21 protein-coding genes are annotated in these 21,876 nt (G+C 68.6%); 8 read left to right on the top strand and 13 right to left on the bottom strand.

Translation table 11 applies throughout. The annotated features are described in order from the left end of the window. Positions 1 to 102 precede the first annotated feature (102 nt). Both CLU95_RS25470 and CLU95_RS25465 read left to right on the top strand, forming a co-directional pair. The gene (locus tag CLU95_RS25470; protein ID WP_099796170.1) at positions 103 to 1,341 is read left to right on the top strand and encodes a multidrug effflux MFS transporter; all 1,239 of its coding nucleotides are present in this window, start codon (positions 103 to 105) and stop codon (positions 1,339 to 1,341) included. 12 nt (positions 1,342 to 1,353) lie between these two features. Next, positions 1,354 to 2,481, top strand: a complete 1,128-nt coding sequence (locus CLU95_RS25465; protein ID WP_099796169.1) for an HPP family protein — start codon at positions 1,354 to 1,356, stop codon at positions 2,479 to 2,481. A gap of 139 nt (positions 2,482 to 2,620) precedes the next feature. On the opposite strand, the gene CLU95_RS25460 is transcribed toward CLU95_RS25465, so the two are convergent. Genes CLU95_RS25460 through CLU95_RS25450 form a run of 3 tightly spaced genes read right to left on the bottom strand, consistent with a single transcriptional unit; the run spans position 2,621 to position 5,785 of the window. Further along, positions 2,621 to 3,607 (bottom strand): tripartite tricarboxylate transporter substrate binding protein, encoded by a 987-nt coding sequence (locus CLU95_RS25460; protein WP_099796168.1) that lies wholly within the window; start codon positions 3,605 to 3,607, stop codon positions 2,621 to 2,623. Positions 3,608 to 3,641: 34 nt separating this feature from the next. Continuing rightward, positions 3,642 to 4,841, bottom strand: coding sequence for a CaiB/BaiF CoA transferase family protein (locus CLU95_RS25455; RefSeq protein WP_099796167.1), 1,200 nt, complete (start codon positions 4,839 to 4,841; stop codon positions 3,642 to 3,644). Beyond that, positions 4,838 to 5,785 (bottom strand): hydroxymethylglutaryl-CoA lyase, encoded by a 948-nt coding sequence (locus tag CLU95_RS25450; RefSeq protein ID WP_099796166.1) that lies wholly within the window; start codon positions 5,783 to 5,785, stop codon positions 4,838 to 4,840. Before CLU95_RS25450 ends, CLU95_RS25455 begins: the two co-directional genes overlap by 4 nt. A 100-nt stretch (positions 5,786 to 5,885) precedes the next feature. Between CLU95_RS25450 and CLU95_RS25445 the strand changes: the two genes are divergently transcribed. The 3 genes from CLU95_RS25445 (at position 5,886) to CLU95_RS25435 (ending at position 8,546) form a co-directional block, all read left to right on the top strand. Next, entirely contained in the window at positions 5,886 to 6,803 is a 918-nt protein-coding gene (locus CLU95_RS25445) for a LysR family transcriptional regulator (protein WP_099796165.1), read from the top strand. 121 nt (positions 6,804 to 6,924) lie between these two features. Further along, entirely contained in the window at positions 6,925 to 7,824 is a 900-nt protein-coding gene (locus CLU95_RS25440; protein ID WP_099796164.1) for an MBL fold metallo-hydrolase, read from the top strand. Further along, a complete protein-coding gene (locus CLU95_RS25435) occupies positions 7,812 to 8,546 on the top strand; it encodes a DsbA family protein (RefSeq protein ID WP_180288672.1) in 735 nt (244 codons plus the stop codon). The genes CLU95_RS25440 and CLU95_RS25435 overlap by 13 nt, the downstream gene beginning before the upstream one ends. On the opposite strand, the gene CLU95_RS25430 is transcribed toward CLU95_RS25435, so the two are convergent. From CLU95_RS25430 to CLU95_RS25385, 10 genes are all read right to left on the bottom strand, one after another. Beyond that, positions 8,543 to 8,842 carry a putative quinol monooxygenase gene (locus CLU95_RS25430; protein ID WP_099796163.1) on the bottom strand — a complete coding sequence of 100 codons (300 nt, stop codon included), beginning with the start codon at positions 8,840 to 8,842 and terminating at the stop codon, positions 8,543 to 8,545. The genes CLU95_RS25435 and CLU95_RS25430 overlap by 4 nt on opposite strands. Before the next feature lie 128 nt (positions 8,843 to 8,970). Further along, positions 8,971 to 10,674: a tannase/feruloyl esterase family alpha/beta hydrolase gene (locus tag CLU95_RS25425; protein ID WP_099796162.1), complete on the bottom strand. Its 1,704-nt coding sequence runs from the start codon at positions 10,672 to 10,674 to the stop codon at positions 8,971 to 8,973. 38 nt (positions 10,675 to 10,712) lie between these two features. Continuing rightward, complete coding sequence (locus CLU95_RS25420) at positions 10,713 to 11,420, bottom strand: ABC transporter ATP-binding protein (protein WP_099796161.1); 708 nt, start codon at positions 11,418 to 11,420, stop codon at positions 10,713 to 10,715. Next, the gene (locus tag CLU95_RS25415; RefSeq protein ID WP_099796160.1) at positions 11,413 to 12,174 is read right to left on the bottom strand and encodes an ABC transporter ATP-binding protein; all 762 of its coding nucleotides are present in this window, start codon (positions 12,172 to 12,174) and stop codon (positions 11,413 to 11,415) included. Before CLU95_RS25415 ends, CLU95_RS25420 begins: the two co-directional genes overlap by 8 nt. Continuing rightward, positions 12,171 to 13,157: a branched-chain amino acid ABC transporter permease gene (locus CLU95_RS25410; protein ID WP_099796159.1), complete on the bottom strand. Its 987-nt coding sequence runs from the start codon at positions 13,155 to 13,157 to the stop codon at positions 12,171 to 12,173. Before CLU95_RS25410 ends, CLU95_RS25415 begins: the two co-directional genes overlap by 4 nt. A gap of 1 nt (position 13,158) precedes the next feature. Further along, positions 13,159 to 14,031: a branched-chain amino acid ABC transporter permease gene (locus CLU95_RS25405; RefSeq protein ID WP_099796158.1), complete on the bottom strand. Its 873-nt coding sequence runs from the start codon at positions 14,029 to 14,031 to the stop codon at positions 13,159 to 13,161. 142 nt (positions 14,032 to 14,173) lie between these two features. Next, positions 14,174 to 15,358 (bottom strand): ABC transporter substrate-binding protein, encoded by a 1,185-nt coding sequence (locus tag CLU95_RS25400; RefSeq protein ID WP_099796157.1) that lies wholly within the window; start codon positions 15,356 to 15,358, stop codon positions 14,174 to 14,176. A gap of 154 nt (positions 15,359 to 15,512) precedes the next feature. Next, on the bottom strand, positions 15,513 to 16,502 hold the full coding sequence (locus CLU95_RS25395) for a PDR/VanB family oxidoreductase (RefSeq protein WP_099796156.1): 990 nt from the start codon (positions 16,500 to 16,502) through the stop codon (positions 15,513 to 15,515). 45 nt (positions 16,503 to 16,547) lie between these two features. Then, complete coding sequence (locus CLU95_RS25390; protein WP_257214731.1) at positions 16,548 to 17,306, bottom strand: GntR family transcriptional regulator; 759 nt, start codon at positions 17,304 to 17,306, stop codon at positions 16,548 to 16,550. 14 nt (positions 17,307 to 17,320) lie between these two features. Further along, positions 17,321 to 18,430, bottom strand: coding sequence for an aromatic ring-hydroxylating dioxygenase subunit alpha (locus CLU95_RS25385; protein WP_099796154.1), 1,110 nt, complete (start codon positions 18,428 to 18,430; stop codon positions 17,321 to 17,323). 145 nt (positions 18,431 to 18,575) lie between these two features. Here CLU95_RS25385 and CLU95_RS25380 point away from each other — a divergent pair, with 145 nt between their 5' ends. The 3 genes from CLU95_RS25380 to CLU95_RS25370 are packed head-to-tail and all read left to right on the top strand — an operon-like array spanning position 18,576 to position 21,808. Then, entirely contained in the window at positions 18,576 to 19,697 is a 1,122-nt protein-coding gene (locus tag CLU95_RS25380) for a 5-methyltetrahydropteroyltriglutamate--homocysteine S-methyltransferase (protein WP_099796153.1), read from the top strand. 27 nt (positions 19,698 to 19,724) lie between these two features. Beyond that, entirely contained in the window at positions 19,725 to 20,402 is a 678-nt protein-coding gene (locus CLU95_RS25375; protein WP_099796152.1) for a glutathione S-transferase family protein, read from the top strand. Positions 20,403 to 20,428: 26 nt separating this feature from the next. Continuing rightward, complete coding sequence (locus tag CLU95_RS25370; RefSeq protein WP_099796151.1) at positions 20,429 to 21,808, top strand: phospholipase D-like domain-containing protein; 1,380 nt, start codon at positions 20,429 to 20,431, stop codon at positions 21,806 to 21,808. The last annotated feature ends 68 nt before the right edge of the window (positions 21,809 to 21,876 follow it).

Raw genomic sequence — 21,876 nt, 5'->3', positions numbered from 1 at the left:
TCGCTGAAGCCCAAGCGCCCGCCTTGCCCCTCACCCGGGCGGCGGGCGTTCTCGTTTCTTTTCCACCGACACACACTACAAGTACAACGGAGCCGCCTTTCCATGAATCCCGACGCAGACAAACTCTGGCAGGCCCCGCGCTGGGCGCTTGCCGTGCTGCTCGCCGTACTGGGCATGCTCGGGCCCTTCTCCATCGACACCTACATCCCGGCGTTCTCGGGCATTGCGCACTCCATCGGCGCGACGCCGGCCGAGATGCAGCAGACGCTATCGGCCTACCTGTTCGGCTTCGCGTTCATGAACCTGTTCCACGGCGCGCTGTCGGACAGCTTCGGGCGCCGGCCCGTGGTGCTGTGGGGGCTGGCGGTGTTCACGCTCGCCTCGCTGGGCTGCGCGCTGTCGCAGAACATCACGCAGCTGGTGCTGTTCCGCGGCCTGCAGGGGTTGTCGACCGGCGCCGGCATCGTGGTGTCGCGTGCCGTGATCCGCGACATGTTCCCGCCGGCCGAGGCGCAGCGGGTGATGAGCCAGGTCACGATCTACTTCGGCGTCGCGCCGGCCATTGCGCCCATCGTGGGCGGCTTCCTGTTCGTGCACGCGGGCTGGCACTCGATCTTCTGGTTCCTCGTGGCCGTGGGCGTGGTGCTGTTCGTCGCCAACTACAAGCTGCTGCCCGAGACGCTGCACAAGGACCACCGCCAGCCCTTCCAGGTGCGCCACCTGATGCGCGGCTACCGCGACCTGTGCTCCGACCCGCGCTTTCTGCTGCTGGCCTTCGCAAGCGGCGTGCCCTTCAACGGCATGTTTCTCTACGTGCTGGCCGCGCCCGCGTTCCTGGGCGACCACCTCGCGCTGCAGCCGCAGCAGTTCTTCTGGTTCTTCCTGCTGACCATCGGCGGCATCATGCTCGGCGCGCGCGCCAGCGGCCGCATGGCCGGCAAGGTGGCGCCCAAGCGGCAGATCCGCGACGGCTTCCTGATCATGATGGTCACCTCGGTGGTCAACGTGGTGGCCAACATCTTCTTCCAGGCGCATGTGGCCTGGGCCGTGTGGCCGCTGGCGGTGTTCGCCTTCGGCTGGGCGCTGATGGTGCCCGTGGTCACGCTGCTCGTGCTCGACCTGCACCCCGAGCGCCGCGGCATGGCCTCGTCGTTGCAGGCCGTCATCGGCTCCACCGCCAACGGCGTCGTGGCCGGCGCGGTGGCGCCGCTGGTGATGCACTCCACGCTGGCACTGGCCCTCACCTCCGCGCTGATGCTCGCGATCGGGCTGGTCGCCTGGGTCTGGCTGCACCACCGTTGGCCCGACATCGGGCGTCGGGTGGCTCTCGACGAAGCCTGAGGGAGACGCGGGATGCGATTCGCCGCACTGTGGACTTATCTGCGCGCCTGGCTCCCGGGCCCCTCCAACGTCAATGCGCGCGAGCGCCTGCGCGCCGTGGGCGGCGCAGGCATCGGGCTGCTGATCACCGGCCTGCTGTGCCGCTGGCTGGCCGTCCCGCTGGAGCACGCCGTGTGGCTGGTCGCACCGATGGGCGCCACCGCCGTGCTCGTGTTCGCCGTGCCCGCCAGCCCGCTGGCCCAGCCCTGGTCGGTGATCGGCGGCAACACGCTGTCGACGCTCGTGGGCATCGCCTGCGCGAGCTGGATTCCCGACACCGCGCTCGCAGCCGCCGTCGCTGTGGCGCTGGCCATCGGCCTGATGTTCTTCACGCGCTGCCTGCACCCGCCCGGCGGCGCGGCGGCGCTGCTCGCGGTGCTCACGCACACCACCGATTTCTCGGCGGCGCTGTTCCCCGTGCTCGTGAACTCGGTGCTGCTGGTGCTGGCCGGCGTGGCCTACAACACGCTCACAGGCCGACGCTATCCGCACGTGCAGGTGGCACGCCCGCCCTCGCCCGATGCGCGCTTCAGCCAGAGCGACATCGACGCCGTGCTGGCGCGCTACAACCAGGTGCTCGACATCAGCCGCGACGACCTCGAGTCGCTGATACAGCAGACCGAGCTGGAGTCGTACAAGCGCCGCCTGGGCACGCTGCACTGCGCCGACATCATGTCGGGCACGCCGATCTCGGTGGAGTTCGGCACGCCGCTGCAGGAAGCCTGGACGCTGATGCACCAGCACCGCATCAAGGCGCTGCCAGTGACCGACCGCACGCGCCGCGTGGTCGGCATCGTCACGCAGGCCGACTTCTTTCGCCAGCTCGACCTGCAGCACCACGACGGCATCGCGGGCCGGCTGCGCGACCTGATCCGTGCCACGCGCACGGTGATGTCGAACAAGCCCGAGGTGGTCGGCCAGATCATGACGCGCCAGGTGCGCGTGGCCAGCGCCGACCGGCCGGTGGTCGAGCTGGTGCCGCTGTTCTCGGAAGGCGGGCACCACCACATTCCGATCATCGACAGCGAGAAGCGGCTGACGGGAATGATCACGCAGTCGGATTTCGTGCGGGCGCTGTACCGCGCGGTGAGCCCGGCGTAGGCCTCGCCTGTGTTTCTCCCTCCCCTTCCGGAGGAGGGCCGGGGGTGGGGGCACGACGGCTTCCACGACAACGCGGCGCTTCATCGAAGGCCGCGTGCCCCCATCCCAACCTTCCCCGGGAGGGGAAGGAGCAAGACCTTTATTCCAGCACCACGTTCGCCTTCTTCACCAGCGCCGCATAGCGCGCGGCCTCGCTGCGGAAGTAGCTCGCGGCCTGCTCGGGCGACGTGGGCTTGACGATGTTGCCCTGCTTGTCCATCGCCTCGCGCACCTCTGGCGCACCGAAGGCGGCCACGATGGCTTCGTGCACGCGCTTGACGTCGGCCGGCTGCATCTTCGGCGGGCCGATCACCGCGAACCAGCCTTCGACCGCGTAGTTCGGCAGCCCCTGCTCCGCGATGGTCGGCATGTCGGGCGCGGCCGGCGAGCGTGCCGGGCCGCACACGCCGATGGCGCGCAGCGCGCCGCTCTTGATGTGCTGCTGCACCGCCGGCAGCGCGACCACGCCCATCTCGACCTGCCCCGCGATCATGTCGGTCACCATCGGCCCCGTGCCCTTGTACGGAATATGCCGCGCCTTCACGCCGGCCTCGTCCATGAACATCTCGCCCGCGAGGTGGATGATGGTGCCGTTGCCCGACGAGGCGTAGTTGTAGCCCTCGGGTTTCGCGCGCAGCAACGCCACCAGTTCCTTCACGTTCTTCGCCGGCAGCTTCGGGTTCACGGCCAGCACCAGCGGCGTGGCGCCGACCACGCTGATGGGTGTGATGTCGGTGATGGCGTCGAAGGGCATCTTCTTGAACACGCTCGGGTTGATCACATGGTTGTTCGACACCATGCCGAGCGTGAAACCGTCGGGCAGCGCCTTGATCACGGCCGAAGTGCCGGTGATGCCGCCGGCACCCGGCAGGTTCTCGATCACCACCGGCTGGCCCAGCGCCTTGCCGAGCGCAACCGAGGCGGCGCGCGCGATGGCGTCCACACCCGAGCCCGCGCTGATCGGCAGGATGAAGCGCACGGGTTTGTCGGAGCCCTGCGCGAGCGCGGGAAGTGCAGCGAGCGCCGCGGCGCTCGCGCCGAAACCCAGCATCGCGCGGCGGTTCATCGGAAAAATGTTCGTGGTCATGGTCTTGTCTCTCGTCTTGTTTTGGATGAAGCAATCAGGCGATGGCCGCATCGGCATGCATCGCATCCACCTGCGCGCCGGCATAGCCCAGCTCGGCCAGCAGCTCGCGCGTGTGTTCGCCCAGCGTCGGCGGGTGCAGGCGCACGCCCAGGCGCTCGCCGCCGAGCGTGATCGGGAACAACGTCGTCTGCGCCATCTCGCCCGCGCGTTCGCCGTCGGGCAGGCGGATGTCCGCGAGGCCGCCCGTGGCCTTCAGGTGCGGATCGGCGTACAGGTCTTCGGGCCGCGTGATCGGTGCGAACGGCAGGCCGCGTGCCTCGAAGATCGCCGACAGCTCGGCGGCCGAGCGGTCGGCCAGGCGCGTGCGCAATTCGGCCAGCAAGCTGGGACGCAGGCGCACGCGGTCGTTGTTGGTCTGCAAGGTGGCGTCGGCCTTCAGGTCGTCGAAGCCCAGCGCGTCGCAGAAGGTCTTCCATTGCGCGTCGCTCACAGCCGCCAGGAATATCTGCTCGCCGTCCTTCACGGTGAACACGTCGTACAGCGCCCAGGCCGAGATGCGCTCGGGCATCGGTGCCGCCGCCTGCCCCGTGATCGCGTACTGCAGCATGTGCTGGCCGACGAGGAACACGTTGTTCTCGAACAGCGCCGACTGCACCTCCTGCCCCTGGCCGGTTTCGGCGCGCTGCATCAGCGCGGCGATGGCGCCGATGGCACCGAACATGCCGCCCATGATGTCGTTCACGCTGCTCCCCGCGCGCAGCGGATCGCCGGGGCGCCCGGTCATGTAGGCGAGCCCGCCCATCATCTGCACCACCTCGTCGAGCGCGGTGCGGTGCTCATACGGGCCGGGCAGGAAGCCCGTGTGGTTCACGTACACGAGGCGCGGATTGAGCTTGCCGAGCGCGGCATAACCCAGGCCGTACTTGTCCATCGTGCCGGGCCGGAAGTTCTGCGCCACCACGTCGGCCGTGGCGCACAGCCGCAGCGCCGCCTCGAGCCCCTGCGGATGGCGCAGGTCGAGTGCGATGCTCTTCTTGTTGCGGTTGAACATCGGGAAGAAGCCCGCGCCCGCGCCGAGCAGATGCCGCGTGCGGTCGCCGTCGATCGGCTCGACCTTGATGACCTCGGCGCCCAGGTCGGCCAGCACCATGCCGCAGGTCGGGCCCATCACCATGTGCGTGAACTCGACCACACGGATGCCCGCGAGCGGCAGGCGTTTTGCTTCGTTGCTCATGCCGCGACGCCTTCCGACAGTGCGAAGGTCTTCGGAAAACCCGCGCGCCACACCGTGCCCTGCAGCGTCTCGCCGTCGAGCCAGCCGGCCACGCGCTTCCTCAGGTCGAGCAGCTTCGGCAGGTCGACGCCCGTCGCCACGCCCATGCTCTCAAGCATGAAGACGAGGTCTTCGGTGTCGACATTGCCGCTCGCGCCCGGCGCATGCGGACAGCCGCCGATGCCGGCGAGGCACGCATCGAAGCGCGTGATGCCGACCTCCAGCGCCGCGTAGACATTGGCGAGCCCCAGCCCGCGCGTGTCGTGGAAATGGCCGCACCACAGGCGGTCGCCCGCGATGCGCAGCGCGCGCTCGAACAGGCTGCGCACCATCGCCGGATCGGCGTAGCCCACCGTGTCGGCGAGGCTCACGCGGTCGGCGCCGGCATCGAGCAATGCCTGCATCAGCCGCAGCACTTCGTCGGGGTCGACATGGCCCTGGATCGTGCAGCCGAACGCCGTGCCGACGCCGCCGTCGATCAGCGTCTTCGAACCCGCCGCATCGCGCGCCGCGCGCATGCGCCCGACCTCGGCCACCACCTCGTCGGGCGTCTTGCGCAGGTTGGCCAGGCTGTGCGCGTGGCTGGCCGACAGCGGCACCATCATCAGGTCGGCCTCGCCGGCGATGGCGCGCTCCGCGCCCTTGAGGTTGGGCACGAGCACCGAAGCGAACAGGCCCGGCAGCGTCTTCGCATACGCCAGCAGCTCGGCCGTGTCGGCCAGCTGCGGCAGCAGGTGCGCCGGCACGAACGAGCCGACCTCGATCTCGCGCTGGCCGGCCGCGTGCGCGTCGCGGATCCACTCGAGCTTGTGGGCGGTGGGCAGCACGCGGGCAATGCTTTGCAGCCCGTCGCGCAGGCCCACTTCGCGGACGACCGCGCGCGGCGGCAGGAAGGCGTGAATCAAGGTTTTGTCTCCGTCGTGAGGGAATGGCGCCCATCGTAGAAGTTCCGATTCAGTCCTGAAGGTATATTTTGGAAGCCATTGGCTTCCAAATTGGAACTTCATGAGAGACCTCGACCTGACCACCCTGCGCCTCTTCGTGGCCGTCTGCGAGAGCCGCAGCATCGCGCGCGCGGGCGAGCAAGCGAACATCGTCGGCTCGGCGATCAGCAAGCGCCTCGCGCAGCTCGAAGACACGGTCGGCACGCCGCTGCTGCTGCGCAAGCGCCGTGGCGTGGTGCCCACGCCGGCCGGCGAAACGCTGCTCGAACACGCGCGCGCCATGCTCGGCAGCGCCACCCGCATCGAGCGCGACATGGCCGCCTATGCGGGCGGGGCGCGCGGGCATGTGCGCGTCCTGGCGTCGGCCTCGGTCATGGCCGAATCGCTGGCCGAGGACGTCGCCGGCTTTCTGCAAGACCCGGCGCACCGCAACATCCGCGTCGACATGGAAGAGCGCGTGAGCCCCGAGATCGTGCGCGGCATCCGCGAGGGCGTGGCCTCCATCGGCCTGTGCTGGGACGCGGCCGACCTCGACGGGCTGGAGCGGCGCGATTACCGGTCGGACCACTTGGCGATCGTCGCGCACCCGTCGCACCCCGTGGCACGCCACGACGCGGTGCGCTTCGAGGATGTGCTCGACCACGAATTCGTCGGCATGCCCGCGCTGAGCGCCGTGCAGCTGATGCTCGCGCGCGAAGCGGCCGTGGCCGGCAAGCCGCTCGTGTACCGCGTGCTGGTGTCGAACTTCGATGCGGCGCTGCGCGTGGTGCGCGCCGGGCTGGCCATCAGCGTGGTGCCGGCGGAAGTCGCCCGGCCCTTCACCGAGGCCTTCGGGCTGCGGCTGATGCCGCTCACGGACGACTGGGCGCGCCGTCGTTTCGCGATCTGCTTTCGCAGCGAGGCGACGCTGTCGCCCTCGGCGCAGCTGCTGGTCGCGCACCTGGAGCGATGCGCCACGGACCGCGCGGAAGCCGGCTGATTCGTCCGATAACCGAAACGATCCATTGTCCTGGCGGTGGTTTTTGTTTCGTTTCCCGCAACCTAACATTCGGTCTGTTCACGCTGTCACCCATCCAACCCACCGACCGAAAGACACCGCCATGTTCCGCAGAACCCTCGTTGCCGCCGCCGCCCTGTCCGCCGCATTCGCCTTCGCGCCCTTCGCCGCCCAGGCCGCCCAGCCGCTGAAGATCGACGTCTACAACCCCGGCACCAAGTCGATGTTCCCCGTGTCGTCGGTGCTGGTCGCCGGCGCCACCGACGCCGTGCTGGTCGACGCCCAATTCCAGCGCAACGACGCGCAGGCGCTGGTGCAGAAGATCAAGGACAGCGGCAAGAAGCTGACCACGGTCTACATCAGCCACAGCGACCCCGACTACTACTTCGGCCTCGACGTGATCCGCGCCGCGTTCCCCGACGCCAAGATCGTCGCCACGCCGCAGACCGTGGCCGCCATCCAGGCCTCGAAAGACGGCAAGCTCGCGCATTGGCGCCCGATCCTCAAGGACAACGCGCCCCAGGCGCTGGTCGTGCCCGAGCCGCTGGCCGGCGACAGCCTCACGCTCGAAGGCAAAAAGATCCAGGTCGTCGGCCTCGACAGCGCCACGCCCGCGCGCACCTTCGCGTGGATTCCCTCGCTGAAGGCGGTGGTCGGCGGCATTCCGGTGTCGGCCAACATCCACGTCTGGGTGGCCGACACGCAAACCGTGCAGTCGCGCCGCGACTGGCTCAAGACGCTCGACCGCATCGCCGCGCTGCACCCCAAGACCGTGGTGCCCGGCCACTACCTGCCCAACGCCGACGGCTCGGCGCCCTACACCGTGGCTTCGGTGAAGTTCACGCGCGACTACCTGAAAGCCTTCGAGACCGAAGCCACCAAGGCCAAGGACTCGGCCGCGCTCATCGCCGCCATGAAGCAGCGCTACCCGAAGCTCGAAGACGCCTCGTCGCTCGAACTGGGCGCCAAGGTCATCAAGGGAGAAATGAAGTGGCCGCAATAACCAACAGCAACAGCAACGGCGACACCGCCACGCTGCACTACATCTTCGATCCGCTGTGCGGCTGGTGCTATGCCGCCGCGCCACTGGTCGAGGCGGCGCGCGCCGTGCCGGGCCTGCGCGTCGAATTCCACGGCGGCGGCATGATGACCGGCGCCAACCGCCGCCCCATCACGCCGCAGTGGCGCGACTACGTGATCCCGCACGACAAGCGCATCGCCGAACTCACGGGCCAGCCCTTCGGCGAGGCCTACTTCGAAGGCCTGCTGCGCGACAGCGGCGCGGTGATGGATTCGGCCCCGCCGATCACCGCCATCCTCGCCGCCGAATCGCTGCGCGCGGGCGGCGGGCTGGACATGGCGCACCGCGTGCAGCAGGCGCACTACGTCGAAGGCCAGCGCATCGCGGAGGCCGGCGTGCTCGCCGCGCTGGCAGTCGAGCTTGGCTTCGATGCCGATGTTTTTGCTGCAGCCTTCGCGCAGCACACGGGCGACGCCACCACGCAGCACATCGCCGCAAGCCGCGACCTGCTGCAGCGCTCGGGCGGCCAGGGCTTTCCGACCTTCGTGCTCGCGCAGGCCGATGGCAGTGCGGGCCGCATCGACATCGGGCCGTGGCTGGGGCGTGCGGACGACTGGAAGGCGCAACTCGCCACCTTCGTCGCGCCGACGCCTGCGGCAACTGCGGCGCCTGAAACGTGCGGCCCCGACGGCTGCGCGATCTAGGCGACCTTCTCCAGGAACACCAGCCGGATCGGCGCGTCCAGCAACTCGTCGAACCGCTGCTCGAAGGCCTGGAAATACGGCGTGGCGAAATGCGCGTCGAGCGCGGCCTGGTCCTGGAACGACTCGCGCATGTAGAAGCTGCCGGGCTCGTCGCGCAGTTCGAACAAGGTGTAGTCGAGGCAGCCAGGCTCCTGCCGTGTGGGCGCCACCAGCGCGCTCAAGGCGTCGCGCAGCGCCTCGCGCTGGCCGGTCCTGGCCTTCAATACGGCGATGCTGATGAGGGGCGTGGTGCTCATGGGTCGGTGCGCTGCGGCAAGAAGTTCTGTTGCCTGCAGTCTGTGCTGACACCCGCACATGAAAAAGCCCCCGCACCCGGAAACTCTTTCAATCGCTCCTTGAAGATCGCGACCTCTTCAAGCGCGCGCTACCGGCTGCACTGGAAGCTCGCCGCCTGCGACGCATCGCCACTCACATAGCGCGGCCACAGCGGCCACTCGCACAGCGGACGCGCACGGGTGGTCCTGAACGGCGGCTGCACTTCTTGTTCAAGCAGTTGCAGCCCCGACGGCGCCCGCCCGCGCTCGACCCAATCGGCCAGCGCGCCAAGCATGTCGACGTTGGCCGGTGCGCCGCTGCCCACATGGTCGACACCGGGCGCGGTGTACAGGCGCATGAAGCGGTCCACGTTCTCGCGGCCCATGCGTGCCACCACCGCCTCGTAATAGCGGATGCCCGCGAACGGGCTCTGCGCGTAGTCGGCCATGTGCTCCAGCACCAGCAGCTTGCCGCCGCGCGCATGGAAGGCGCTGAGGTCGGGATTGGTCGAGTCCATCAGCTGCGACACGGTGGCGATGCGCGCGGCAAAGTCTTCGGCGCGGTAGTTGCGCGCGTCGAGCGACGGGTTGCGCGCATAGAAATACTGCAGCGCCCCGCTGCCGTAGAACCACGCGATGCCGTTGCTCGGCTGCGGCGGCACGGTCGGTGCGGCGGTGCCCGTCCACCAGGCGTTCCAGCCGCCCATCGAAGCGAAGGCCGGCGTACCTTCGCCGCCGATGCCCCAGCCCGGGTACTCGGTGACGCCATGCGCCAGCGGCACGGGCGAGCGCCACGGTGTGCGCAGCGTGCGCACCGCCTGCACCTGCGCGTCGTTGAGGCAGTTGTCGCCGCTCGTGCCCGACGCGCAGCGCAAGGTGGCGGGGTCGAAGCGCTGCAGGCAGGCCACCGGGTTCGACACGATGCGGTCGGCCACGCCATCCGTCGCGTCGCACGACGCCAGCACCGCGTTGTGCACCAGCTGCACCTGCGCGGGCCGCAGCCAGCCTTCGCCGAAGGTGGCGATGCCGTTGCGCGTGCCCGCATGCTGCAGCCCGGTCCAGTTGATCACCGGCACGCGGCTGAAGATGCCGTCGAAGTCCTGCGGATAGCGCTGCGCCATCGTGAGCGCCTCGCGCCCGCCTTCGGAGCTGCCCATGAAGTAGAGCTTCTGCGGCGCGTGGCCGTAGGCGCGCTGCGTCAGCGCCACCGCCACGTCGCGCACCTTCTTGTACGAGGCGTGCGCGAAGTTCACGAGCGCCTCGTCGTTGAGCGCAAAGGCCTGCGGCGGCTGGCCCTGCACGTTCTGGTGGCCCGAGTCGGTGCCGTAGGTCACGTAGCCCTGCGCGAGCGGCGTGGGCTGGTCGAAGCGGCCCGCCGGCACCAGCGAAAGGCCGGTGATCAGCACGCCGTTGAAGCCCCCGCCGCCGTACTGCACGCTGCGCCCGTTCCATGCGAGCGGCAGGTTGACCTGGAACAGGATCGGCGGCGCGCTCGCGTCGACCGGTGCGATGCGCCCGAGCACCTTGCAGTACGCGGGCATCGCCGGCGTGATGCGCGACGCAGGGCTGGGGCCGCGCTCGGCCACGGCGAGCGCGGACGCCGGCACGAGCGCCGCGGAATCGATCGTCGCCGCGCCGCTGGGCAGGCCGATGGCGGTGGCCGCCACCGGTGCGGTGAGCGCCGCGCAGGCTTGGGCCGGATCGGCGCCGAGGCCGAGGCGTGTGGGGCCGGTCGGGGCCGTGCCGCATGCGGCGAGCAAGGCGGCGGTCGCCAGCATGGCGCCCCCGCTGAACACTGTCTGGGGGATCGCCATCTGTCTGTCTCCTTGTGGTTCGTTGTGAGTGACCGCTGCTACCGCGCCACGCCCAGCAGCCGGTCGAGCACCTCGGGCTGCGCACGCAGCGCCGCGGCCGTGTCGGTGTGCACGATGGTCCCGTGGTCGAGCACCACGGCGTGGTCGGAGATCGCGAGGATCGCCTGCGGGTGCTGCTCCACGATGATCGCGGCCAGCCCTTCGTCCTGCGTGATGCGACGAATCGCGCGCAGCAGCTCTTCCACGATGATCGGCGCGAGGCCTTCGAGCGGCTCGTCTAGCAGCAGCAGCTTGGGGTTGAGCACCAGCGCGCGGCCCACGGCCAGCATCTGTTGTTCGCCACCCGACAACTGCGTGCCCAGGTTGGTCTTGCGCTCGGCCAGGCGCGGGAACATCTCATACACGCGCTGCGGATTCCACTTGCCCGGCCGCTCCACCGCGGTGAGGTTCTCGTGCACGGTGAGCGACTTGAAGATGTTGCGCTCCTGCGGCACCCAGCCGATGCCCGCTGCCGCGCGCTGGTGCGGCTGCAGCTTGTGCAGCGCCGCCTGCCCGCCGAGCGCGATGGTGCCGCCGTGCTGGCGCGTGGCACCGGCCAGCGTGTTGATGAGCGTGGTCTTGCCCGTGCCGTTGCGGCCCAGCAGCGCGAGCGTCTGGCCCTCGCCGAGCGTGAACGCCACGTCGTGCAGCACCACGGCCTCGCCGTAGCCGGCGCTCAGGTTCTCGATGCGCAGCAGTTCAGACATGGGCATGTTCTCCGTGGCCCAGGTAGACCTCTTTCACTTTCGGATCGTTGGCGATCGTCTCGGGGTCGCCCTCGGTCAGCAGTGCGCCGTTGACGAGCACCGTCATGCGGTCGGCAAAGCTGAACACCAAATCCATGTCGTGCTCGATGAGCAGCACCGACACGTCGGACGGCAGCGCGGCCACGGTCTGCAGCAGCTCTTCGCGTTCGCCAGCGGGCACGCCCGCCACGGGCTCGTCGAGCAGCAGCACGCGCGGCTCGCAGGCCAGCGCGATGGCGATCTCCAGCAGGCGGCGCTTGCCGTAGGCCATGAATTTGGTCTGCTGCTGCGCCACGTCGGCGAGGTGGAACTGCTCCAGCAGTTGCCCTGCCCGCTCGGCGATGCGCTTGTCCGCACCCAGCGGGCGCCACCATTGCGCGGCGATGCCCTTCTGCTGCGACACCACGAGCGCCAGCGTTTCCAGCGGCGTCATCGAATCGAAGAGCTGGTTGATCTGGAAGGTGCGCACCAGTCCGCGCGCCACGCGCTTGTGCGGCGCGAGCATGGTGATGTCTTCGCCGAGCAGCGAGATGCGGCCTTCGGTGGGCGTGAGCACGCCCGTCAGCAGGTTGATCAGCGTGGTCTTGCCGGCGCCGTTCGGGCCGATGAGCGCATGGCGTGCGCCCCGCTTCAGTTCCATCGTGACGTTGTTCGTGGCCGTGATGCCGCCGAAGCGCATCACGAGGCCTTGGGTCGAGAGCACGGTATCGCTCATGCGGCACCGCCCTTCTTCTTGCCCATGCCGAACCACGTCCACGGCTTGAGCAACCGATCGCGTCCCACGAGCACCAGCAGCACCAGGATCAAGCCGATCCAGAACATCCAGTACTGCGGCGTGACCGACGACAGCCAGTTCTGCAGCAGCTTGAAGACGATGGCGCCGGTCACGCCGCCATACAGCCAGCCCACGCCGCCGATGACCAGCATCAGCAGCACGTCGGCCGAACGGTCGAAGGCCAGCACGTCGAGCGAGGCGAAGCCGGTGGTCTGCGCCAGCAGCGCGCCCGCCGCGCCCGCGATGCCGGCGGCCACCGTGTAGACCACGGCGAGCCGCGACACCACCGGGATGCCGATGGCCATGGCACGCAGCCGGTTGTCGCGGATGGCCTTGAGCGTGGCGCCGAAGGGCGAATGCACGATGCGGCGCATCACGAGGAACAGCACGAGCATCACGGCCAGCGAGTACCACGCGGCCGTGCGGCCGTAGAGGTCGAATTCGAAGAGGCCCAGCACCGGCCCCATGACCACACCCTGCAGGCCGTCGGCGCCGCCGGTGAGCCAGTCGAGCTTGTTGGCCAGTTCGAGCAGCAGCAGCGCGGTGCCGAGCGTGACCATGAGCCGCGTGAGGTCGCTGCCGCGCAAGATCGTCACGCTGGCCACGAGGCCCAGCAGCGCCGAGAGCACGGTGGCGAACACGAGGCCGACGGTCGGGTCGGGCATGACGAGCTTGGCGAACAGCGCGGCGGCATACGCACCGAAGCCGAAGAAGGCGGCATGGCCGAGCGACACGATGCCGGTGTAGCCGAGGATCAGGTCGAGCGACATCGCGAACAGCGCGACGATGGCGATCTCGTTGACCAGCAGCGAGTGCGAGGGCATGGCCAGCGGCAGCGCGAAGGCCACGGCCCAGATCACGAACTCCCAGGGGCGCCAGCGCGCGGTGCGCAGCAGGGCCGATTCATAGGCAGGCGCGCTCATGTCAACGGCCTCCCTTGCGCGTGAACAGGCCTTGCGGCCGCCACATGAGGATCAGGATCATGAGCAGGTAGACGGTGAACGCACCCATCTTCGGAATGAAGTACTTGCCCGCCACGTCGGCAATGCCGAGCAGCAGCGCGGCGGCGAGCGGCCCGGTGATCGACGAGGTGCCGCCGACCGAGACCACGATGAGGAAATAGATCATGTACTTGAGCGGGAACGTCGGATCGAGCCCGAGGATTTCCGCGCCCAATGCACCGCCCAGCCCGGCCAAACCCGAGCCCACGGCGAAGGTCAGCATGAACACGATGTTGACGTTGATGCCCAGCCCGGCCGCCACGCGCGGGTCGTCGACCGCCGCGCGCAGGCGGCTGCCGAAGCGCGTCTTCGAGAGAATGAGCTGCAGCACCACGGTGAGCACGGCGCACACGCCGATGATGAACAGGCGGTAGTGGCCCATGCCGAGCAACGTGGCGCCGTCGCCGATCTCGGTGCGCCCGCGCAGCCACTCGGGCAGGTGCAGGTTCTGCTGCGACGAGCCGACGAAGTAGTCAACGGCCGCGACGGCCATGAACGCCAGCCCGATGGAAAACAGCACCTGGTCCAGGTGCGGCTTGCCGTACATCGGCCGGTAGAGCGTGCGCTCCAGCACCGCGCCGGCCAGCGCGACGACGATGAACGCAAGCGGCAGGCAGGCCAGAAACGGCACGCCGAACTTCTGCATCGCGAACACGGTGAGGTAGCCGCCCGCCATGGCGAAGGCACCGTGCGCGAGGTTGATGAAGTTCATCAGCCCGAGCGTCACGGCCAGCCCCACGGCGAGGACGAAGAGCAGCATGCCGTAGGCGATGCCGTCGAAAAGAATGGTCAGCATGTCGGTTGTCTGGGTGCGTTCGTTCTGGATGCTGCTGTTCAGGGTGTGTGCTCAGGCCACCGGGTACTTCCCTCCGCGAATGTCCCCCGTCGGCGGGAGCGTCGCCCTGAACGGCAGCGCTCCCACGCGACGAAGCAAAAAATTACTTCGCCTTGCCCGGGTCCTTCACACCCTTGATCACGTCGAACTCGACGTTGTAGAGCTGCCCGTCCTTCTTTTCAACCTTGCGCAGGTACACGTCCTGCACGATGTCGCGCGTCTGCGCGTCGATCAGCACCTGGCCGCGCGGGCTCTCGAAGACCTGGCCCTTCATGGCGGCCAGCAGTGCTTCGCCGCCGCCCTGGCCCTTGGTGGTCTTGAGGGCTTCGTAGATCACGCGCATGCCGTCATAGCCGCCCACGGCCATGAAGTTGGGGCGCATCTTGGGGTTGGCTTTCTGGAAGGCCTCGACGAACTTCTTGTTGAGCGCCGAAGGGTGCGCGGCCGAGTAGTGGTGCGAGGTGACCACGCCCAGCGCGCCGTCGCCCATGTCGTTCAGCTGATCGTCGTCGGTCACGTCGCCGGTGGCGATCATCTTGATGCCCGCCTTGTCCATGCCGCGCTCCAGGAACTGCTTCATCACCGCCGCGCCCGCGCCCGAGGGCACGAAGACGAACAGTGCGTCGGGCTTGGCGTCGCGCACCTTCTGCAGGAACGGCGCGAAGTCGGGGTTGCGCAGCGGTACGCGCAGTTTTTCGAGCACCTTGCCGCCGTTGAGCTGGAAGCGCTCGCTGAAGAATTTTTCGGCGTCGTTGCCGGGGCCGTAGTCGGTGACCAGCGTCACGACCGACTTCACGCCGTTCTTGGGCGCCCAGTCGCCCATCACCACGGACACCTGCGGCAGCGTGAAGCTGCTGCGCACGATGTAGGGCGAGGCCTCGGTGATGCTCGAGGTGGCGGCGGCCATCACGACCTGCGGCGTCTTCGACTGCGTGGCCAGCGGCGCGGCGGCCAGCGCGGCCGGAGTGATGCCGAAGCCGGCGATCACGTTGACCTTGTCGTTGACGATGAGCTCCTGCGCCAGGCGCTTGGTCACGTCGGGCAGGCCGGTGTCGTCCTTCACGATCAGCTCGACCTTCTTGCCGGCCACGGTGTCGCCGTTCTGCGCCATGTACAGCCGCGCGGCGGCCTCGATCTGGCGGCCGGTGGAGGCCGACTGGCCCGTCATCGGCAGGATCAGGCCGATCTTGAACTTGTTGTCCTGGGCGCTGGCCACGGGCAGCGACAGCGCGGCGGCGAGCGCAATCGCCGAAAGGCCGGCGGTCTGAATGAGATGGCGTCTTTGCATGGAGTTTTCCTTTGAGGGACGGAATGCGAAACCGGGCATATTTTGAACAATTCGCAACAATTGGCGCAGCAGGCAATCACCTACCCACCCGCGTGGCGGGACTTTGTTGCGCGATCAATCGAATGGTTGCGCGATGATCGCGCAACCTATTTTTTCAGTGGTCGGGACGGTACGCGGAATCGAGCGTGAGCGTACCCACGGCGCGTGACACGCAGGCGCAGATGCGCGTGGTCGCCTGCTTCTCGTGCGGGCTCAGGAACACGTCGCGGTGGTCGACCTCGCCGTCCACGGCCAGCACGTCCATGGCGCACAGGCCGCACTCGCCGCGCTTGCAGTCCGACAGGGTCTGCACGCCGGCCGCATCGAGCGCGTCGAGCAGGGTGCAGTCGGCCGGCACGGTGATCGACAGGTCGTGGCGCGGAATGCGCACGGTGAAGGCCTGCGTCGCAAGCCGCCCGCTGCTGCCGAAGGTTTCGAAGCGCAAATCTGCGAGCGGTCGGCCGGCCGCGGCCCAGGCGCGCTTGACGGCTTCGAGCATCGGCACGGGGCCGCAGGTGTAGAGCTGGCCGCCGGGCGGCAGCGCGGCGATGGCGGCGTCGAAGTCGATGGGCGCGGCGCCTTCGTGCGCCTGCACGCCGGCTTCGCCCAATGCCTCGCGCAGGGTGTCGAGGTAGCCGAACTCGCCCGCGTGGCGCGCGCCGTACAGCATGGCCACCGGCACGCCGCGACGTTGCGCCAGCGCGCCGAGGCGCTGCGCCATCAGCACCAGCGGCGTGATGCCGATGCCGCCCGCCACCAGCAGGTAGCCGGGCGCCGCGAGGTCGAGCGGAAAGTGGTTCTGCGGCGCGCTCACCTGCAGCCGATCGCCCACGGCCAGGCGCCACATCGCGCGCGAGCCGCCACGGCCGTCGTCCAGCCGCTTGACGGCGATGCGCCAGCAACTGCCATCGCCCTCGCCCACCAGCGAGTACGAACGCGTCTGCACGCGGCCCTGCTCGGTCATCACCTGCACCTGCAGGTGGGCGCCGGGCTCATGCGCGGCGACGAAGTCGGCGTCGGGGCGCAGCGTGAATTCGCGCACGGTGGGCGTGACGTCGCGCAGCGCCACGATTTGCGCCTGCATCCATTGGAGATCGCTTTTCATCGGGGGAACACCAGCAGGGAAAGAAAGAAGGAAGAACGTCGTCGATCAGCCGCGACGGCGGATCAGTTGCACGCCCGGCAGCGGGCGCTGCTCGGCGCTCGGCGTGCCGTGCAGCGCCTCGCGCAGGTTGCGCCGTGCGATGCGGCTGTGCTCGCGCATCAGCGCCTCGGCGCGCGAGCCCTCGCCGGATTCGATGGCATCGAGCACCTGCAGGTGCTGGTCCTGCGCGATCACAAGCATGTCGCGCGCGGCCGGCGAGTTGGCCTGCACGATGACGAAGCCCGAGGGCGAAGCAAACGGCAGGTTGACCACGCGTTCGAGCTGCTGCGCGATGACGGGGCTGCCGGCCATCTCGCACAGCAGCGCATGAAATTTTTCGTTGTGCGTCACGTAGCGCGAGAAGGCCGCGTCGTCGAGCGCGGGCTCGCGCAGCAGTTCGTCGATGCGCGTGAGGCAGGCGCGCGCCTCGCGCAGCACCACGGGCGCCGCGCCGCGCTCGGCCGCCAGCCGCGCCACCAGGCCTTCGAGCGTGCCGCGCAGCTCGATGGCGTCGGCCACGTCGCGTTCGGAAAAGGTGCGCACCGCATAGCCGCCGTTGGGCAGCGCTTCGAGCAAACCTTCTTGTTCCAGCCGCATGAGCGCGCTGCGCACCGGCGTGCGCGACACGCCGAGCTGCTCGGAGATGGCGACTTCGGCAATGCGCGCGCCGCCGGGCAGTTCGCCCGCCAGAATCATTTCGCGCAAACGCAGCTGCGCCTTCACGGCCTGCGAGCTGCCGCTGTCGCCAGGCTCGGCGGAAGTCATGGGGGCGACCTTCATCACGCGGCCTGCGACGCTTCGACGGAGCGGATCGGGATCGCGGCGCGCGCGGGCCGCTCCTTCTCGATCATGCGGTCGATGAGGCGGCGCGCCCACATCGAGCCGGCGTCGATGTTGAGGTTGTAGAACTGGTGGTCGGGGTGCTCGTCGATGGCTTTCTGCTGCGCCTCGAGCACGATCTCGTCCTCGCGGAAGATGCCCGAGACGCCCTCGCGCAGCTCGTGCGTGAGGCGCTGCTCGCCCAGGCAGTAGTTGCGCGCAAAGGCCCAGAAGTACAGGCAGGTCTTGTCGGTCTCGGGCGTGATGGTGTTGAGCACGTAGCCGTTGACGCCCTTGCTGCGGTCGCCGGGATTGCTGCCCGACGGCACCGCGCCGCTGCCCGCTTCGGCCACGCCGACGTCGATGTTCACCGTGCACGGGCCTTCGAAACGGATGATCTGCCAGCGGTCGACCTTGCCCGTGTAGCCGCGCGCATGGCGGATCTGGTTGCCCCAGAACGGCGGCGCGTCGATGTTTTCCATCCAGCGCGTGACGGTGGCCGAGCGGTCGCCGTGCGTGGCGACGAAGGGCGCCTCGGCCACCTCGCGGTTGCCGATCGACGAGCCGTGCACGAAGGTCTCGTGCGTGAGGTCCATGAGGTTGTCGACCACGAGGCGGTAGTCGCAATTGACGCGGATCATCTTGCCGTCGCCGGCCCAGGCCGCGTCGTCGTTCCAGTGCATGTCGGGCACGAGCGCGGGGTCGGCCTTGGCCGGGTCGCCGGGCCAGATCCACACGAAGCGGTGCTTCTCGACCACCGGAAAGCTGCGCACGCAGGCCGAGGGGTTGAGCGTTTCCTGGCTCGGCATGTGGGTGCAGCGGCCCTGGCTGTTGTAGACCAGGCCGTGGTAGCCGCAGACCAGCTCGTCGCCTTCGAGCCGGCCGAGCGACAGTGGCATCAGCCGGTGCCAGCAGGCGTCTTCGAGCGCGGCCACCTGGCCGTCGGTGCGGCGGAACATCACCAGCTTCTGGTTGCAGATCGTGCGCGGCAGCAGCGCGTGGCGCACTTCGACGTCGTAGGCGGCGGCATACCAGGCGTTGAGCGGAAAGGCGGTCGTGGGCGTCTTCATGAATACGCAATGTATACAGAACAGCGAGAAATTCCAGCGTGGAACCCCTTATTTGAGGGTAAATACTGAGTTCAACGTATACAAACAAGCTTCGCGCGAAGGCGATAGGATTCCGCTCGTTCACAGTCACGACGGAGTTCATTCCATGTCCCAGCATGCCGCCCTGCCCGCCCGCTACGACCACGTGGGCAGCTTTTTGCGCCCCCAGTACCTGCTCGAAGCACGCGAGCAGAAAGCCAAGGGCCAGATCACGCCCGCGCAACTGCGCGAGGTCGAAGACAAGGCCATCACCGAGATCGTCCGCTTCCAGGAAGACATCGGCCTCAAGAGCATCACCGACGGCGAGTTCCGCCGCACCTACTTCCACATCGACTTCCTCGACCAGCTCGGCGGCGTGAAGACCGACATTCCGGTCACCATCCGCCGCCCCGATGGCACCGAGGAACTGGCGCCGCCCGCGATGCGCGTGCTCGACAAGGTGCGCCACGTGAAGGACATCCAGCTCGCCGACTTCCAGTACCTCAAGAGCCAGGTGTCGGCCGGCCGCACGCCGAAGGTGACCATTCCTTCGCCGACGATGCTGCACTTCCGCGGTGGCCGCGCCGGCATCAGCAAAGAGGCGTACCCCGAGCTCGACCCGACCTTCTACGACGATGTGGCCAAGGCCTACGGCGACGAACTGCGCTCGCTGGCCGCCGCCGGTTGCACCTACGTGCAGATGGACGACACCAACCTCGCCTACCTGTGCGACGAGCACATGCGCGAAGCCGCCCGCAAGCGCGGGGACGACCCGAACGAACTGCCCCACCGCTATGCAGCATTCATCAACAAGGTGGTGGCGCAGAAGCCGCCGGGCATGCTGCTGGCCATGCACCTGTGCCGCGGCAACTTCAAGAGCACGCACGCCGCCGCCGGCAACTACGAGCCCGTGGCCGAGGCGCTCCTGAAGGAGATGGACCTCGACGCCTACTTCATGGAATACGACGACGCCCGCTCGGGCGACTTCAAGCCGCTGCGCTATCTGCCCAAGGGCAAGACCGTGGTGCTCGGCTTGGTGACCACCAAGTTCGGCGAGATGGAAGACAAGGACGAGCTCAAGCGCCGCATCGAAGAGGCCGCCAAGTACGCGCCGCTCGAACAGCTCGCGCTGTCGCCGCAGTGCGGCTTCTCCAGCACGGTGCACGGCAACAACATCGCCGTCGAAGCGCAGCGCAACAAGCTGCGCCTTGTGGTCGAAACCGCGCAGGAAGTCTGGGGCTCGACCTGACGCGCGGTTTCTGTTGAAGTCGGGGGCATGACGACGACGACAACGACACGCCTCTACTCCGGCCCCCTCAGCATGTTCGGCGCGAAGGTGCAGATCGCCGCGTACGAAAAAGGCATCAACTTCGAGCTCATCATGGTGCCGTTCACCATCGACGATGCCTACGAGCCCAAGCACCCCGAGGTGCTGCGCGTGAACCCGGTGAAGCAGCAGGTGCCGGTGCTGGTCGATAACGACGTGGCGCTGTTCGACTCGACGCAGATCTTCGAGTACCTCGAAGACCGCTACCCGCAGCCTGCGCTGTGGCCCGAAGGCATTGCCGACCGGGCCCGCGCACGGCAGCTGGAGCAGACCTCGGACGAGGTGTTCTTTCCGAACGTCATCAAGCTGTTCGGCTTGCAGGACGCCATGCAGAGCGCGCCGGCCGTGGCCGCATGCGCCGGCTGCGCACGCTTCTACGAAGAGATGGAAGGCCTGCTCGCCACGCGCGAGTTCCTGGCCGGGCCGTACGGCTTCGCCGACATCGCTTTCTACATGGCCCACGTCTTCGCCGACCGCAAGGGCGCCGGCATGACCGACGCCACGCCGCGCCTCGTGGCCTGGCGCGACCGCGTGGGCGCGCGGCCCGCCGTGCGCACAGTGGTCGATCCGATGATGCGGTTCCTGGCGTCGCAAGGGCGCGGCGTGCCGGCCTTCCTTCAGCGCTGAACGGGCACCGAGGCATCACCCGCCCCATGCCGGACACCTCCTTCGACTGGCTGCCCTCACCCTCGCAGCATTTTCTTGCCGTCACTTTCGCGTTGCTGGTCTATGTGCTGACCACGCGCACGCGCCGCGAGCAGCGCGCCCCCACCACCGCCATCGCGTGGGTCATGGGGCTGGTGCTGATGCCGTATGTGATCCTGCCGATGTACCTGCTGTTCGGCCAGCGCAAGCTGCGCCCGGCCGGCGCGCCCCGGCCGCCGCGCGCGATGCCGCCAGGCCACTGGGCGGCCGACCTCATCGAGAGCTTCGGCCTGGCGCCGCCCGGTCGCTGCGCGATCCGCATGCATGCCGACGGCGAAGCCGCGCGCGAAGCGCTGTTCGAGGTGATCGACGGCGCGCAGCAACGCCTGGACGTGTGCACCTTCATCATCGGCGACGACGCGCTCGGGCAGGCCGTGCTCGCGCGGCTCGCGCAGCGTGCGCGCGAGGGCATCAAGGTGCGCGTGCTGCTCGACGGCTTCGGCGCGCTCTCGCTGCCGCGCCATCACTTCGACCGGCTGCGCGCGGCCGGCGGCGAGGTGGCGGTGTTCCGCCCCTTCTTCAGCCTGCGCCGCATCGGGCCGCGCAACCTGCGCAACCACCGCAAGCTCACCATTGCCGACGACCGCTGGCTGTGGTCGGGCGGGCGCAACCTCGCGGGCGAATACTTCACCGGCAACGACAAGCACCCCGAAGCCTGGCACGACCTGTCGTTCGACCTGCGCGGCAGCGTGGCCGCCGCTGCCGCGCGCCAGTTCGACCACGACTGGAGCTCGGTGCGCGGACGCAAGGCACGCGCCATCACCGCCGACGACGTGCCCGCGGGCCCCGGCTGCGCCATGGCGCAGTTCCTGCCAAGCGGCCCCGACCAGACCGAAGACACGGCGCACGCGCTGCTCATCGACGCCTGCTTTCGCGCCGAGCACCGCCTGCTCGCGATCACGCCCTACTTCGTGCCCGGCGACGGCCTGCGCGACGCGCTGCGGCTGGCCGCACGGCGCGGCGTGCAAGTGACCATCGCGATGCCCGCGCAGTCGAACCATCGCCTCGCCGACTTCGTGCGCGCACGCGCCATGCGCGACCTCGCACGCGCGGGCGTGAGCTTTCGCATGCTGCCCTTCATGGCGCACGCCAAGGCCGTGGTGGTCGACGACGAGCTGGCAATGTGCGGCTCGATCAACCTCGACCTGCGCAGCTTGTTGCTGAATCACGAAGCGGCCGTGGTGTTCTACGGGCGCGACGACATCGAATGGTTCGCCGAATGGATCGAGACCACCGCCTCGGCCGGCGAGCCCTACCGTGCACGGCGCCCGGGGCTGCTGCGCGACATCGCCGAAGGGCTGCTGCTGACCATCGCGTTCCAGCTGTAGGTGGGCGGCGCATCGCTCCAGATGCACGAATGCAACACAATTGAAACTAATTGAACATTCACACTAGA

It is taken from the genome of Variovorax sp. 54 (genome assembly GCF_002754375.1).
Lineage (GTDB): Bacteria > Pseudomonadota > Gammaproteobacteria > Burkholderiales > Burkholderiaceae_C > Variovorax.
This window is presented reverse-complemented; position numbering and strand designations above follow the sequence as displayed.